This window comes from Polaromonas sp. P3_B1 (genome assembly GCF_056402935.1).
In genome coordinates this window covers 134057-149747 of the sequence record NZ_JBFUGK010000004.1, presented here as the reverse complement: position 1 = coordinate 149747, position 15691 = coordinate 134057, and the positions used below count along the sequence as shown (strand labels likewise).

General features: G+C 63.2%; 14 protein-coding genes. 6 read left to right on the top strand and 8 right to left on the bottom strand.

Features of this window, described 5'->3' with window-relative positions:
- Positions 1 to 28: 28 nt before the first annotated feature.
- The gene (locus AC1DXS_RS04040; RefSeq protein WP_477736292.1) at positions 29 to 646 is read right to left on the bottom strand and encodes a hypothetical protein; all 618 of its coding nucleotides are present in this window, start codon (positions 644 to 646) and stop codon (positions 29 to 31) included.
- Between the two features lie 111 nt (positions 647 to 757).
- Entirely contained in the window at positions 758 to 1378 is a 621-nt protein-coding gene (locus AC1DXS_RS04035; RefSeq protein ID WP_477736291.1) for a hypothetical protein, read from the bottom strand.
- Between the two features lie 263 nt (positions 1379 to 1641).
- Between AC1DXS_RS04035 and selD the strand changes: the two genes are divergently transcribed.
- From selD to AC1DXS_RS04015, 4 genes are all read left to right on the top strand, one after another.
- Positions 1642 to 2715: a selenide, water dikinase SelD gene (gene selD, locus AC1DXS_RS04030; RefSeq protein ID WP_477736290.1), complete on the top strand. Its 1074-nt coding sequence runs from the start codon at positions 1642 to 1644 to the stop codon at positions 2713 to 2715.
- Positions 2716 to 2951: 236 nt separating this feature from the next.
- A complete protein-coding gene (locus AC1DXS_RS04025; protein ID WP_477736289.1) occupies positions 2952 to 3491 on the top strand; it encodes a TRAP transporter small permease subunit in 540 nt (179 codons plus the stop codon).
- Positions 3492 to 3538: 47 nt separating this feature from the next.
- Positions 3539 to 5080, top strand: coding sequence for a TRAP transporter large permease (locus AC1DXS_RS04020; protein ID WP_477736288.1), 1542 nt, complete (start codon positions 3539 to 3541; stop codon positions 5078 to 5080).
- A gap of 66 nt (positions 5081 to 5146) precedes the next feature.
- Positions 5147 to 5686 (top strand): hypothetical protein, encoded by a 540-nt coding sequence (locus AC1DXS_RS04015; RefSeq protein WP_477736287.1) that lies wholly within the window; start codon positions 5147 to 5149, stop codon positions 5684 to 5686.
- A gap of 130 nt (positions 5687 to 5816) precedes the next feature.
- Here AC1DXS_RS04015 and AC1DXS_RS04010 read toward each other — a convergent pair whose 3' ends face one another.
- The 6 genes from AC1DXS_RS04010 to AC1DXS_RS03985 form a co-directional block, all read right to left on the bottom strand.
- Positions 5817 to 6896 (bottom strand): TRAP transporter substrate-binding protein, encoded by a 1080-nt coding sequence (locus AC1DXS_RS04010; RefSeq protein ID WP_477736286.1) that lies wholly within the window; start codon positions 6894 to 6896, stop codon positions 5817 to 5819.
- Between the two features lie 231 nt (positions 6897 to 7127).
- Positions 7128 to 8207: a TRAP transporter substrate-binding protein gene (locus AC1DXS_RS04005; RefSeq protein ID WP_477736285.1), complete on the bottom strand. Its 1080-nt coding sequence runs from the start codon at positions 8205 to 8207 to the stop codon at positions 7128 to 7130.
- Between the two features lie 276 nt (positions 8208 to 8483).
- Positions 8484 to 9563 carry a TRAP transporter substrate-binding protein gene (locus AC1DXS_RS04000; RefSeq protein ID WP_477736284.1) on the bottom strand — a complete coding sequence of 360 codons (1080 nt, stop codon included), beginning with the start codon at positions 9561 to 9563 and terminating at the stop codon, positions 8484 to 8486.
- 390 nt (positions 9564 to 9953) lie between these two features.
- Complete coding sequence (gene dxs, locus AC1DXS_RS03995; RefSeq protein ID WP_477736283.1) at positions 9954 to 11861, bottom strand: 1-deoxy-D-xylulose-5-phosphate synthase; 1908 nt, start codon at positions 11859 to 11861, stop codon at positions 9954 to 9956.
- A 102-nt stretch (positions 11862 to 11963) separates the two neighbouring features.
- Positions 11964 to 12884, bottom strand: coding sequence for a polyprenyl synthetase family protein (locus AC1DXS_RS03990; protein WP_477736282.1), 921 nt, complete (start codon positions 12882 to 12884; stop codon positions 11964 to 11966).
- Positions 12885 to 12948: 64 nt separating this feature from the next.
- A complete protein-coding gene (locus AC1DXS_RS03985; RefSeq protein ID WP_477736281.1) occupies positions 12949 to 13209 on the bottom strand; it encodes an exodeoxyribonuclease VII small subunit in 261 nt (86 codons plus the stop codon).
- Positions 13210 to 13488: 279 nt separating this feature from the next.
- On the opposite strand from AC1DXS_RS03985, the gene AC1DXS_RS03980 reads away from it, so the two are divergent.
- Together AC1DXS_RS03980 and AC1DXS_RS03975 are read left to right on the top strand one after the other, a co-directional pair.
- Positions 13489 to 14607 carry an aromatic ring-hydroxylating oxygenase subunit alpha gene (locus AC1DXS_RS03980; protein WP_477736280.1) on the top strand — a complete coding sequence of 373 codons (1119 nt, stop codon included), beginning with the start codon at positions 13489 to 13491 and terminating at the stop codon, positions 14605 to 14607.
- Between the two features lie 97 nt (positions 14608 to 14704).
- Entirely contained in the window at positions 14705 to 15661 is a 957-nt protein-coding gene (locus AC1DXS_RS03975; protein WP_477736279.1) for a DMT family transporter, read from the top strand.
- Positions 15662 to 15691: the final 30 nt, after the last annotated feature.

The following is a 15691-nucleotide window of genomic DNA, read 5'->3' as shown; positions in this document are numbered from 1 at the left end:
CCGGGGGCCGCGCGCCGGCGAAGCGGCTTTAGCACATCACGATGTTTTCGAGGTTGAAGGCGAAAGGCGTCGAATTGGCGCCGGGGCCGCCGCCGGTCATGACGATGTCGGCGCTCAGGATGCCCAGCAGCGACAGCTCGGTGTTGATGTTGGAGATGATCGCGGAGTCCATCACCTGGCCCTGCACGATCTGCGAGGCCACGCCGATCCAGATGGTGGGCTTGAACTCGAACACCGCTTTTTGCTGCGGCGCGATCGAGGTCTTGATCGCCAGCAGCTTGCCGGACTTGTAGATGCTGGCGTTGATGGCGCCCTTGGGCAGGCTGTTGAGCACCTGCACTTCCTTGGAGCTGGTGCCGGCGCCCGCGGGCACCAGGCGGTCGCCCGAGGTGGTCAGCGCCATCTGGAACAGCTGGCCGTTCTGGGCGTCGAGCTGCGGCGTGTAGTTGCCGTAGCTGTCGCTGGCGCCGACCTGCATGGTCATGGGGAAGGTGAAGGGATGGTTGTCACCCTGGCCGCAATAGCGGATGACCTGCCAGGCCACCGCGAGCTCGTCGAAGTTGGTCGCGACGTTCTTCTGGAAAATCACGATCTCCGAATTGTTCGCGTCATTCGAGTTGTTGATGAAATTAAGTGCAATATCCATGGTTTTCTCCGGTTGATTAAAAAATGGCAGCGCACCATGCGTTGCCCGTTTGCCATCGTTGCCCTGCTGCCACGGCGGCGAACCCAGCGTGTCCAGTCCTGGCGGTCGCCCTCAGGCCTGGACGATGTTTTCGAGATTGAATTGATAGGCGGTCGCGCCCTCGCCGGGGCCGCCGCCGCTCATCACGATGTCGGCTCTCGCGATGCCGATCAGCGAGAGCTCGGTATTGATTTCCGACATCACGGCGGAATTGATCGGCTGCCCCTGCACAACCTCGGAGCACACGCCTATCCACAGTGCGGGCTGGTACTGGAAGACCGCCTTCTGCCCAGGCACCACCGAAGTCTTCGCGCCGACCATGCGCCCGTCCTTGAAGATGCAGATATCGACCGCGCCCTGGCTCATGCCGTTGACCACGTCCAGCTCGGTTGATGCGCTGGCCGGGCCGGTGTAGAGCAAGCGGCGGCTGCCGGTGGGAGTCGCCACCAGCGTCAGCATCTGGCCGTTCTTGGCCGGCAGGCGCGGCGTGAAGTTGCCGTACTCGTCGGTGACGGACACCTCGTAACCGTCGGGATAAACAAAGGGATGCGTGCAATCGCGCCCGCAATAGCGGATCACCTTCCAGGCCACGGACAGCGAAGCCATGGTGGTCAACACATTCTTCTGGTAGATCAGCACCTCGGACTTGTTGCCGTCGTTGGACTTGTTGACGAATCGCAGTTTGATATCCATGGTGCATCCCTTGGTGGCTGGTCCGCTCGGCCGTGAGGCCTTCGCGTTTCGATGTAGCAACTCTAGGGAAGGCACCCGGCCAAAGCGATTACAGGCAATTACAGAAAGCGCTCGTGAAAATTACCCTTGCGCTGCGCCGAAAAAATGGCGCGCGAATGGATTGCGGTGCAAGCAGTGCGTACACCGGCTGTCATAAACTTGACGCACTTGCGCCATGCATCCGAATGCGATGCGCCTGCGCGCCAAGATCCGAAAGTTGCCCCATGACCCAGCCAGACACGCCCAAACCACTCGCCGCCCCGCGGCTCACCAGCCTCTCGCACGGCGGCGGCTGCGGCTGCAAGATCGCGCCGGGCGTGCTCAGTGAAATCCTGAAAAATTCCGGCAACCTGCCGGGCCTGAACATTCCGCCGCAATTGCTGGTGGGCATAGAGACCGCGGACGACGCGGCCGTGTACCAGCTCAACGATGAGCAGGCGCTGATCGCCACCACCGACTTCTTCATGCCCATCGTGGATGACCCCTACGACTTCGGCCGCATCGCCGCGACCAATGCGATCAGCGACGTCTACGCCATGGGCGGCACGCCCATCATGGCGCTGGGGCTGGTGGGCATGCCCGTCAACGTGCTGCCGCTGGAGACCATAGGCGCCATCCTGCGCGGCGGGCAGGACGCCTGCCGCGAGGCGGGCATCCCCATCGCGGGCGGCCACACCATCGACTCGGTCGAGCCGATTTACGGGCTGGTGGTGATGGGCCTGGTGCACCCGTCCCGCGTCAAGAAAAATTCAGGCGCGCGCGCCGGCGATGTGCTGGTGCTCGGCAAGCCCTTGGGCGTGGGCATTCTCTCGGCGGCGCTGAAAAAAGAAAAGCTGGACGCCGAGGGCTACGCCCGCATGGTTGCACTCACCACACAGCTCAACAAACCCGGCATTGAACTGGCGCGCATGGAAGGTGTGCACGCGCTGACCGACGTCACCGGTTTCGGCCTGGCCGGCCACGGGCTGGAGCTGGCGCGCGGCGCCGGCCTGCAAATCCGCATCGACTGGCAGCGCGTCCCGGTGATCGCAGGCACACGCGAACTTGCGGCCCAAGGCTGCGTGACGGGCGCTTCAGGGCGCAACTGGGCCAGCTATGGCGCCGAGGTGAGCCTGCCGGCCGGCTTCAGCGAGGTCGACAAGGCCTTGCTGAGCGATCCGCAGACGTCCGGCGGCCTGCTGGTGTCCTGCAGCGCGGACAGCGTGGACCAGGTGCTGGCGATCTTCCGGGACCAGGGTTTTGCGCAGGCGGCGGTGGTGGGGGAAGTTGTGGCGGGCAAGGGCCTGGTTGTCTGCTGAAGCCCGGCCGCCTGCTGAAAAATGAGGCGGAAAGAAGGCGAGCGGTGAGAAAGCCGAAGGAATGTGAAAGGGAAGTGGAAGCTTGCGTGCCACAAGCCCAATATCCCTAGGGTAAACCCGGAAATTTTTTGTCAGTCTTTATTCAGTGCGGCGGCGGGCATCCGTCGTACCATTCATGCCTCGGCGTACCCGGTGGGTACTTTCTCATTCAAAAAAACTGATCGGAGACATCCCCCGTGTCCGCACTCCTCAAACTCGCACTGGCCTATGACTGGCTGACCACGCGGCTGGGCAAGATCGCCGCCTGGACGGTGTTGTTTGCCGCACTGATCTCGGCCGGCAACGCCTTTGTACGCTACGGCCTGGACATCAGTTCCAACGGCTGGCTGGAAATCCAGTGGTATCTGTTCGCCGCCACCGTGATGCTGGGCGCGCCCGTCGTGCTCAAGCTCAACGAGCATGTGCGGGTCGACATCATCTACGGCAAGCTCAAGGGCAAGGGGCCGGTCTATGTGGACATTTTCGGCCTGGCTTTCTTCCTGCTGCCGGTGATGGGCCTGATGGCCTACCTGAGCTGGCCGCTGTTCATGGGCATGCTGCGTTCCGGCGAGGTTTCGGGCAACGCGGGCGGCCTGATCCGCTGGCCCGCGATGCTGTTGCTGCCGCTGGGCTTCGGCCTGATGTTCGTGCAGGGCATCTCGGAAATCATCAAGCGTATCTGCTATCTCCAGGGCAAGTTCGAGATGGACACGCACTACGAAAAGCCGGTTCAGTGATCCGTTTGCATCGCTCAATCCCATAAAAACACTTTCAGGACTACCCCATGCAGATGGAAAATTTCGCCCCGATCATGTTCGCGGGCCTTGTGCTGATCATGCTGATCGGCTTCCCCGTCGCTTTCTCTCTGGCAGCCCTCGGGCTGGCTTCCGGTTTCCTGGCCATCGAGATGGGCTGGTTCCCGGCCAGCTTCATGTCCAACCTGCCGCTCAATATGTTCGGCATTTTGTCGAACGATCTGCTGCTGGCGATTCCCTTCTTCACCTTCATGGGCGCCATCCTTGAGAAGTGCGGGCTGGCTGAGGACATGCTGGACTCCATGGGCCAGCTGTTCGGCCCGGCCAAGGGCGGCCTGGGCTACTCGGTCATCATCGTCGGCTTCATCCTGGGCGCCATCACCGGCACGGTGGCCGGCCAGGTGATCGCCATGGCGATGATCTCTCTGCCCGTGATGATCCGCTACGGCTACAACATGCGCTACGCCACCGGCGTGCTGGCGGCCTCAGGCACCATCACGCAGCTGGTGCCGCCGTCGCTGGTGCTGATCGTCATGGCCGACCAGCTGGGCCGCTCCGTGGGCGACATGTACAAGGGCGCCTGGGGCCCCTCCATCCTGCAGGTGCTGATTTTCGCCGGCTACACCTTCGCGCTCGGCGTATTCAAGCCGCACCACGTGCCCGGCGTTCCCAAAACCGCCCGTACGCTCAACGGCTGGGCGCTGTGGGCCAAATGCCTGCGCGGCATCATCCCCTCGGCCATCCTGATCTTCGCGGTGCTGGGCTCCATGGGCGGCTTGCCCGGCATCGACACCGCGATCGCCACGCCGACCGAAGCCGGTGCCATGGGCGTGGTGGGTGCGCTGGTGCTGGCCGCCATGCACAAGCGCCTGACCCGCGCGCTGACGTGGGAAGCCATGATGGGCACCATGCGCCTGACGGCCATGGTGGTGTTCATCCTGATTGGCGCACGCGTGTTCTCCATGGTGTTCCAGGGTGTGGACGGCGCCAAATGGGTGGAGCACATGCTCACCGGCCTGCCGGGCGGCCAGACCGGCTTCCTGATCGCCGTCAATGTCTTCATCTTCTTCCTGGCTTTCTTCCTCGACTTCTTCGAGATCGCCTTCATCATCCTGCCCATGCTGGGCCCCGTCGCCGACAAGCTGGGCATTGACCTGATCTGGTTCGGCGTGCTGCTGTGCGTGAACATGCAGACCAGCTTCATGCACCCGCCCTTCGGCTTCGCGCTGTTCTACCTGCGCGGCATCGCCGACACGCTGTTCAAGGAAGGCCGCATTCCCAAACCGATCAAGTCCAACGACATCTACCTGGGTGCGATCCCCTGGGTGGCGATGCAGCTGCTGCTGGTGACGATCGTGATCTTCGTGCCGCAGACGGTAACCATCTTCCTCGACAAGCCCCAGGTGATTGACCTGGACAAGGTCAAGATCGAAGTCCCGGTCGACGACAGCGTCACCCCACCCGCGGGCGCGGCCAGCGGCGCGGCAGGCACCGACCCCCTGGCGCCACCGGCCGAGCCGACCGCCGATGAAGAGCAGAAAAAGGTCGACGAGCTGTTCAAGACCAAATAAGCCAACGGCCATATTGCCGGCCGGTACAAGCGCCCCTTCCCCAAGGGGCGTTTTTATTGGCCCCTCATGCTCCTTCATACCGTCACCCACCCCTACCCCGAGCCGTCCATGGACCCCACTCCCGCACCCACTCCCTATTTCGGCCCGCCGCCCTTCAAGTTCACGCCAAAAGGCGGGAGCATTTCGGGGCAGGCGTTTTCCGTAACGTTCAAAATCCTGGCGACTGTCATCGTGCTGGTCCTGGCCGCGGCCTTTGTGCAGGCCTGGCTGGCCGGCAGGGCCTCGGGCGCGTCCGCCGCCGGCGGCTGGTTCATCGCCGGCCTGCTGCTGGTGAGCTACACCTGGTGGCACATCCTGCGCAGCGTCACGCGCATAGACGAACAAGGCCTGCACCAAAGCTGGGTCTGGGACAAGCACATGGAGCTGCGCGAGCTGGCCTACGGCAAGCTGATCCGCGTGCGCGGCCTGGAATGGCTGATCGCCCCGCGCCTGTACGTGCGCACGCTGATGGGCAAGTTCGCGGTGTTTTATGCCGCCTCGCCTGAAATGGTGGCTGAGTTTGAGCGGCTGGTCAGCGAATTAAAGACTTTCCGTAGCATCAGGTAGCCCCCCGTTGAGGCTCACTTCGTGTAGCCTCCTCCCCCTTGCAGGCACCCTGCTTGCACTGAGCTCCGACGTCTGCTTCAGGCGAAAAAAAACCGCGACGTGTCGCGGTTTTTTCTTGCGTGGGCCACTCTTACAGAGTTACGCCTTGCATGTACGTGTCAAAGCGCGACTCGGCGAAGCGGAACCAGAGGATCTGGTCCTTCTGGAAAGCGCGGTAGTCGCTGTAGATTTTTTTCCAGTCGGGATTCTTCTCGGCCAGCTCGCCGTAGAGGTCCATCGCGGCCTTGAACGAAGCGTCGAGCACCGGCTTGGGGAAGGGCAGGATCTTGGTCTTGGCGCCCACCAGTTGCTTGAGCGCGGTGGGATTGCGGGCGTCGTACTTGGCCTGCATGTCGATGTGCGCGTGCGAGGCGGCGCTTTCGACAATTGCCTTGTATTCCGCGGGCAGGGCTTCGAGGGCCTTGTTGTTGATGAAGAAGTCGACTTCAGGACCGCCTTCCCACCAGCCGGGGTAGTAATAAAACGGCGCAACCTTGTTGAAGCCCAGCTTCTGGTCGTCGTAAGGGCCGACCCATTCGGCGGCGTCCAGCGTGCCCTTTTCGAGCGCCTGGTAGATTTCGCCGCCTGGCAGGTTCTGCGGAACCACGCCAAGACGCTCAACCACCTTGCCGGCAAAGCCGCCGATGCGGAACTTCAGGCCCTTGAGGTCGGCCACGGTCTTGATTTCCTTGCGGAACCAGCCGCCCATCTGGGTGCCGGTGTTGCCGCCCGGGAAGCTCACGAGGTTGTACTTGGCGTAGAACTCGTTCATGAGCTTGCGGCCGTTGCCTTCGTACATCCATGCGGACATCTGGCGCGAGTTCATGCCGAAGGGAATGGCCGCGCCGATGGCGAAAGCCTCGTTCTTGCCGAAGTAGTAGTAAGGCACGGTGTGGCACATTTCCACGGAGCCTTGCCCCACGCCGTCGACCACGCCGAATGCGGGCATCAGTTCACCGGCTGCATGCACGCTGATCTGGAACTTGCCGCCGGTCATCTCGCCGACCTTCTTGGCGAACACTTCGGCGCCGCCGTAAATGGTGTCCAGCGGCTTGGGGAAGCTGGAAGCCAGGCGCCAGCGAATGGTGGCCTGCGCGTGAACAGCGGGGGCGATGCCAGCAGCGAGAACGCCGGCAATGCCGGCGTTTTTGATAAGGGAGCGACGATCCAAAATGCTATCTCCTGAAAGTTTGTCAAACGTGCGGGGCCTGAATGGCGCCCGCCGGACCTCTCGAGCCGGTACGGCCGGTAAAGGCAGCGTTCCCAAGCGAAGGCCAACTGGGATTTTGTCAGCTTTTACTTCGAGATCGCACCGTTTTTATCCACCTGTTTCAAGAATAAAAAAACCGCCTCTGGGAGGCGGCTTGCAAATTCCTGACGGGGCGCGAAGGCCCCGCGGGAATCAGAGCTTCTGGGCTTGCATGAAGCGGTCGAAAGTGGCTTCGGTGAAACGGAACCACAGGTTCTGCTCGGCGCGGAACTTGGAATAATCTGCGTAGATTTTTTTCCAGTTCTCGTTCTTCGCGCTGAGCTCCTCATACAGGGCCATGGCTTCCTTGAAGGCGGCGTTCATCACGTCGGTGGGGAAAGGCCGCAACTTGGTACCCGCGCCCACCAGCTGCTTGAGAGCGGCCGGGTTCTTCGCGTCGTATTTGGCCTGCATTTCGCCGTGGGCCTGGGCCGCGGCGGCCTCCACGATGGCCTTGTACTCGGGCGTGAGCGCCTCGAAGGCCTTGTTGTTGATGAAGAAGTCCAGCTCGGGGCCGCCTTCCCACCAGCCGGGGTAGTAGTAAAACGGCGCGACCTTGTTGAAGCCCAGCTTCTGGTCGTCATACGGGCCCACCCATTCGGCGGCGTCGATGGTGCCTTTTTCGAGCGCCTGGTAGATTTCCCCGCCGGGAATGTTCTGCGGCACGCCGCCTATGCGCTCAAGCACCTTGCCGGCAAAGCCGCCGATGCGCATCTTCAGGCCCTTGATGTCCTTGACGGATTTGATTTCCTTGCGGTACCAGCCGCCCATTTGCGCGCCGGTGTTGCCGCCGGGGAAATTGACGATGTTGTACTTGGCATAGAACTCGCGCATCAGCTTCAGGCCGTTGCCTTCGTACATCCATGCGCTCATCTGGCGGCTGTTGAGGCCGAAGGGAATGGCGCAGCCCAGCGCGAAGCATTCGTCCTTGCCGAAGAAATAATAAGGGGCGGTGTGGGCCGCCTCGATGGAGCCCTGCTGCACGCCGTCGACCACGCCGAAAGCGGGCATCAGTTCGCCGGCCGCATGGACCGAGATTTCAAACTTGCCGCCGGACATGTTTTTGACCGCTTTGGCGAAGACCTCGGCCGCACCGAAGATGGTGTCCAGCGATTTCGGAAAGCTCGATGCCAGGCGCCATCGGACGGCGGCCTGCGCGTGAACGGCGGGCGCCACGCCGGCAGCCAGCACGCCGGCGATACCGGCATTCTTGATAAGTGAGCGACGATCCATAAACTCTCTCCTGAAGTTATTGAAGTTTTCCGTAGGGGGTCCGCCACACGGCCGGGTACTGCAATAGTTGCAGCGTCCCGAACGCGCCGGCGGAGCATGGACACTTTGTCACTCTTTTTCGGAAAGTTACCCCGTTCTTACCCGTAGATCACCAAAGATTTCGCCAAAAAAACGTCAAAAAAAAGCCGCCCCAGGGGCGGCTTTTTCCGGCACGGCCTGCAACCATGCAGGCGTGCTCTAGGCAGGTACCCGGGCCAGCAGCCCTGGGCAACGTGCTTACAGTTTCTGGCTTTGCATGAAACGGTCGAACGTGGCTTCGGTGAAACGGAACCACAGGTTCTGGTCGCCGCGGAATTTCGAATAATCGGCGTAGACCTTGCGCCAGTTTTCATTCTTGGCCGACAGTTCCTCGTAAAGCTTCATGGACTCCTTGAAGGCCGCGTTCATGAGGTCCGCCGGGAAGGGGCGCAGCTTGGCGCCTGCACCCACCAGTTGTTTGAGGGCGGTGGGGTTCTTGGTGTCGTACTTGGCCTGCATGTCGACGTGGGCCGCCGCGCTGGCCACTTCCACGATGGCCTTGTATTCGGGCGTGAGCGCGTCGTAGGCCTTCTGGTTGATGTAGAGGTCCAGCTGCAGGCCGCCCTCCCACCAGCCGGGGTAATAGTAGTTGGGTGCCACCTTGTTGAAGCCCAGCTTCTGGTCGTCATAGGGGCCTATCCATTCGGCCGCGTCAATCGTGCCTTTTTCCAGCGCCTGGTAGATCTCGCCGCCGGGAATGTTTTGCGGCACGCCGCCCAGGCGCTCAATGACCTTGCCGGCAAAACCGCCGACGCGGAACTTCAGGCCCTTCATGTCGGCCAGCGATTTGATCTCCTTGCGGAACCAGCCGCCCATCTGCGCGCCGGTGTTGCCGCAGGGAAAGCTGATGATGTTGTACTTGGCGTAGAACTCGCGCATCAGCTTCAGGCCGTTGCCCTCGAAGGTCCAGGCGCTCATCTGGCGGCTGTTCAGGCCGAAGGGGATCGCGCCGCCGATGGCAAAGGTTTCGTCCTTGCCGAAGAAGTAGTAGGGCGCGGTGTGGGCCGCTTCGATGGAGCCCTGCTGCACGCCGTCGACCACGCCGAAGGCGGGCATCAGTTCGCCGGCCGCATGCACGGAGATTTCGAACTTGCCGCCCGAAATCGCCTTCACGTGTTTGGCGAAGGTTTCAGCGCCGCCGTAGATGGTGTCCAGCGACTTGGGAAAGCTGGAGGCCAGGCGCCAGCGAACGGCGGCCTGCGCATGAACGGCGGGTGCGACGCCTGCGGCCAGAACGCCGGCTACGCCCGCGTGCTTGATGAGTGAACGACGATCCATCAGCTTGACTCCAAAGTGTGAAAAATAAAAATCCCTGGGGCCGGCGCATGCGCAGGCCAGACTGCTTGTGCTTGTGCTTGTACGTGTGCTTTCGCAGGTCCTGGGGAATTCTAAAAATCAGGGTGGCGGCACCCGGGCGGGTAAACCCTTGAAGACCTTACAGCAAGCTGAAGGTGTCGCCCCCACGCTCCCCCACTTCGTGTGGGTCGCGAGGCCTTGCAGGCCGCGGCTCGCGAGACGCTTCGCCTCTGTCGCCCGTCCAAGCCTGCGCAGGCAGGCTTGGAGCCGCGGGCTCCAGCCCCTCCGGGGCCGCCCGCCTGCGGTCTGGCAAAGCCAGTCCCGCGGCCCCTGCTGGTTTAAAAACCTTCAGGGCGTGCGGAGTCCAGTGGTTCAGGCGACGGACTTGAGCGCCGGCTTGGCGGGCTTGTTCGTCAGCAACGCGGCGAAGCGCGCGGTGACGGCCGCTTCGATGCCTGCGGCATCGAGACCTTGCAAGGCCAGCAGCTTGGCGGGGTCGCCGTGTTCGATGAACTCGTCCTTGAGGCCCAGGTGCAGCACGGGTTTGTTGACGCCTGCGGCTTGCAGGGCTTCGCTGACGGCGCTGCCTGCGCCGCCCATGATGGCGCCCTCTTCCACCGTGACGAGTGCTTCATGGCTGGCCGCGACCTTGAGCAGCAGTTCGGTGTCCAGTGGTTTGGCCCAGCGCATGTTGACGACCGTGGTGCCGAGTTTTTCTGCGGCTTGCAGGGCCGGGTACAGCAAGGTGCCGAAGGCCAGGATGGCGACGCCGCTTCCTTCGCGGCGGAGCTCCCCTTTGCCGAAGGGCAAGGACTCCAGGTTCGCCTCGGTTTCAACGCCGGCGCCGGCGCCGCGCGGGTAGCGCACGGCCACCGGGTGGTCCTGCTCGAAGGCCGACGACAGGAGTTTGCGGCATTCGCGTTCATCGGCTGGGCAGGCCACGCTCATGTTGGGAATGCAGCGCAGGTAGGGAATATCGTAAGCGCCCGCGTGCGTGGCGCCATCGGCGCCGACCAGGCCGGCGCGGTCCAGCGCGAACACCACGGGAAGGTTTTGCAGGGCCACGTCGTGGACCAGTTGGTCGTAGCCGCGCTGCAGGAAGGTCGAGTAGATCGCGACCACGGGCTTGAGGCCTTCGCAGGCCATGCCGGCGGCAAAGGTCACCGCATGCTGCTCGGCGATGCCGACGTCGTGGTAGCGCCCGGGAAAGCGTTTATGGAATTCGACCATGCCCGAACCTTCGCGCATGGCCGGCGTGATGCCGACCAGGCGGGCGTCGTGTTCGGCCATGTCGCACAGCCACTGGCCGAAGACCTGGGTGAAGGTCTGCTTGGCCGGCGCGCTGGACTTTTGCAGGCCCATGGCCGGGTCGAACTTGCCGGGGCCGTGGTAGGCGATGGGGTCGGCCTCGGCGAGCTTGTAGCCCTGGCCTTTTTTGGTGACCACATGCAGAAACTGCGGGCCGCCGTTGTTGGCCATCAAGTGCTTGATGTTTTCCAGCGTGGGCACCAGCGACTCGAGGTCGTGGCCGTCTATCGGACCGATGTAGTTAAAGCCGAAGTTTTCGAACAGCGTGGCCGGCACGACCATGCCCTTGGCGTGCGCCTCCAGGCGCTTGGCCAGCTCGAGCAGCGGCGGCGCCACACGCAGCACCTGCTTGCCCACATGCTTGGCCGACGCGTAAAAGCGCCCGCTCATGAGCTGGGCCAGGTAGCGGTTGAGCGCACCGACAGGCGGGCTGATGCTCATGTCGTTGTCGTTGAGCACCACCAGCAGCTTGCAGTGGTCGTGCACGCCCGCGTTGTTCAAAGCTTCGAAGGCCATGCCGGCGCTCATGGCGCCGTCGCCGATGATGGCCACCGCATAGCGGTCTTCGCCCTTTTGCTGCGCGGCCAGCGCCATGCCCAGCGCGGCGGAGATGGAGGTCGACGAATGCGCGGTGCCGAAGGTGTCGTATTCGCTCTCGTCGCGGCGCGGAAAACCCGACAGCCCGCCGAACTGGCGCAGGCTGCCCATACGCTCGCGCCGGCCGGTCAATATCTTGTGCGGATAGGTCTGGTGGCCCACGTCCCACACCAGGCGGTCTTCGGGCGTGTTGAAAACGTAGTGCAAAGCCACCGTGAGTTCCACGGTGCCGAGGTTGGAGCTGAGGTGCCCGCCGGTCTGCGAGACGCTGTCGAGCACGAAGGCGCGCAGCTCATCGGCCAGGGTCTTCAGGCCGGTGCGTGGCAATGCGCGCAGGTCGGCGGGGCTTTGGATGGTTTCGAGCAATGGGTACATCGTGGTGTCGTTGTTATGGCGAGGCCGGTTCCTCTTCCCTGGTTTCTGGTTTCTGGCTTCTGCCTTTACCTTTTACCTTTTACCTTTTACCTTTTATTTTTTTTAGTGATGGCGGTTGACCAGCATGTCGGCCAGCGCGCGCAAGGCTTCGGTGCGGGCCAGCCCGCTGGCATCCAGGCCGGCCAGGGCTTTGGCCAGCAACTGCTGCGCGTACGCTTTGGAAGCCTCCAGCCCCATCAGCGAAACAAAGGTGGGCTTGTCCTGGGCGGCGTCCTTGCCGGCGGTCTTGCCCAGCGTGGCGGAGTCGGCGGTGACGTCGAGGATGTCGTCGACCACCTGGAAAGCCAGGCCGACCGCCGCACCGTACTCGCGCAGGGCCTGTTGCGCAGCGGCTGTCGCGGCGCCGCAGGCCGCGCCCATCATCACGCTGGCCTCCAGCAGCGCGCCGGTTTTCAGGCGGTGCATTTCGTGCAGCTGCTGCGAGTTCAAAGGCATGCCCACACTGGCCAGGTCTATGGCCTGGCCGCCGGCCATGCCCTGAAAGCCCGCCGCCTGCGCCAGCATGCGGCACAGCCGCGCCTGTGTGGCGGCGTCGACGGCGCCGCCCTCGGGCGTGAGAAATTCAAAGGCCAGCGCCTGCAGCGCATCGCCGGCCAGCAGCGCCTGGGCCTGGCCGAACTTGACGTGCACCGTAGGCTTGCCGCGTCGCAGCACGTCGTTGTCCATGCAGGGCATGTCGTCGTGCACCAGCGAATAGGCGTGAATCAACTCCACCGCGCAGGCGGCGCGCAAGGCGGCCTCGGCATTGCCGTCCACGGCTTCGCAGGCGGCCATGACCAGCAGCGGGCGCAGGCGCTTGCCGCCGTCGAGCACGGCATAACGCATGGCGTCGCCCAGGCCGGCGGGCGCGGGCGAATCGGTGGGACAGGCCACCCAGCGGGACAAGGCTTGTTCGACGGTGGCAAGCTGTCTGGCGCTCCAGTCGCTCAGCGTAAACAGGGGCAGTTTGTCAGGGGCGTTCAATCGGTATCTCTGGTTATGTCTGGGTGATCGGGTAGCTGGCTGGCGACGAAGAGCGGCTTACGCGCTACTCCTGCACCCAGGGCTTGAGCTCCGTGCCTTCCAGCACCTTGATCTGGGTTTCCACGGCCTCGAGCTTGTCGCGGCAAAACTTCAGCAACTGCGCGCCGCGCTGGTAGCCGGTCAGCAACTGGTCCAGCGGAAGCTGGCCGGACTCCAGGCTGTCCACCAGCTCCTCGAGTTCCTGCAGGGCCGCCTCATAGCTGGGCGGTAGCGCAGCGGCGGGGGGCGTGGACGAAGAGGCGGAGGATGAAGCGCTTTTGGCCATGGTTCTTTGGTTAGGGCCTGATTTTAGGCCGTTGCGGACAGATTGCAGCGCCCCGGCATCCAGGGTTGCAAATGCAATATTCCCATTATCCGGCGGCGGCGCGCAAAGCCCCCAAATTCACCCCGCGCGGGTACAATTGATAACAGTTCTCGATAACAGCGGCGCCCCCCGTTGCGGGATACCCGGCCTTGTTTCACCCGCGGGCTGCCCTCCAGCCTGCTCCCTGGTTTGCCACCTGCCTCCAAGCCCTGCGCGGCGGCATGTTCACCCGAAATTTGCATGTCCGATCTCAGCCTTCGCCTCCTGCAGGCCACCAGCCAGCTCCCCGTTTCCAGCTACTTTGATGCGGGCCTCTACCAGCGGGAGCAGCAAAAGCTGTTCGCGCGCGGGCCGCGCTACCTGGGCCATGAACTGGCGGTGCCCAACCTGGGCGACTACTACGCCCTGCCGCACGAAGGCGAAGGCCGCGCGCTGGTGCGCAATGCCTCGGGTATAGAGCTGATCTCCAATGTCTGCCGGCACCGGCAGTCGACCATGCTGCAGGGCCGCGGCAACACCGGCAGCAATATCGTCTGCCCGCTGCACCGCTGGACCTACAACACCTCGGGCGAACTCATAGGCGCGCCGCACTTCGAGATCGACCCCTGCCTGAACCTGAACCGCTATAAAACGACCACCTGGAACGGCCTGGTTTTCGAGGACAACGGCCGCGACGTCGCGGCCGAGATGTCGCGGCTGGCCACCCACACCGACCTGGATTTTTCGGGCTACCAGCTCGACAAGGTGCACCTGCACGAGTGCAACTACAACTGGAAGACCTTCATCGAGGTCTACCTCGAGGACTACCACGTCGGCCCCTTCCACCCCGGGCTGGGCGGCTTCGTCACCACTGACGACCTGCGCTGGCAGCTTGAGGCCGACTATTCGGTGCAGACGGTCGGCGTGTCCGACAAACTGGGCAAGCCGGGCACCGACACCTACAAAAAATGGCACGACGTGGTGCTGCAATACCGCCAGGGCGTGCCCCCCAAATACGGCGCGATCTGGCTCACCTATTACCCGCACGTGATGGTCGAGTGGTACCCGCATGTGCTGGTGGTCAGCACGCTGCATCCGCAGGGACCGGACAAGACGCTCAACGTGGTGGAGTTCTTCTACCCTGAAGAAATCTGCGCCTTCGAGCGCGAGTTCATCGAGGCGCAGCAGGCCGCCTACATGGAAACCTGTGTGGAAGACGACGAAATCGCCCTGCGCATGGACGCCGGCCGCAAGGCCTTGCTGCAGCGCGGCGACAACGAGTTCGGTCCCTACCAGAGCCCCATGGAAGACGGCATGCAGCACTTTCACGAGTGGTACCGCCGCGAAATGGGCGCCAGCAAAACCACACAGATGATTTGACACTGTGCTTGTGCATATGATGGCTGCAGTCCCGCGTTCCCGTGGGGCCGCAGCCATTTTTCATTCCACACTCCCCTCTCATTAAGCCCGCCGCACCATGCAAGCCGTCTGGATGATTTTTTCTTCGTTCATGTTCGCGACCATGGGGGTTTGCGTCAAATACGCATCCGAACACTTCAACAGCGCCGAGCTGGTGTTCTACCGCGGCGTGCTCGGCGTGCTTTTCATGGCGGCCTATGCGCGCGCCCAGGGCATCACGCTGCGCACGCGCTACCCGGCGATGCACGCCTGGCGCAGCGTGATCGGCGTGATGTCGCTGTCGGCCTGGTTTTATGCCATCGCCCATTTGCCGCTGGCCACCGCCATGACACTCAACTACATGAGCAGCGTCTGGATCGCGGCTTTCCTGGTCGGCGGCGCGCTGATGGCGTGGACGCCACCCAAAGCCAATGCCGCACAGGGCGGCGCACCGGAGAGCGGCACCGTCAGCCTGGGGACCCTGTTCTCGAGCCAGGGCCCCTTGGTGATGGCCATCCTCGCCAGTTTTGCCGGCGTGGTCATGCTGCTGCGCCCGGCCATAGACCAGAACCAGGCCTTTGCCGGGCTGGTGGGACTGATGTCGGGCCTGGGCGCCGCCTTCGCCTACATGCAGGTCATGGCGATTGCGCGCATGGGCGAGCCCGAAACGCGCACCGTGTTTTACTTCGCCGTCGGCACCGTCATTGCCGGGGCGCTGGGCATGCTCTTCATGGGCTTTTCTCCGTGGAACTGGCGGCACGCGATATGGCTTCTTCCGATAGGCCTGCTGGCGTCGCTGGGACAGTTGAGCATGACCAAGGCCTACTCCATGTCGGAAAACCATGGCGGCACGCTGATGGTGGCCAACCTGCAGTATTCAGGCATTGTGTTCGCGGCCCTCTACAGCCTGATCCTGTTTGGCGACAATATTCCCCTGATGGGCTGGGCGGGCATGGCGCTCATCATCGTGAGCGCGATCGCCGCCACGGTGCTGCGGGCCCGCGCCGCGCCCAACGCCCCCGCTGAAGAGCACTGAGGTTCTCCCCAAAATGACCCCCTGAAGGAG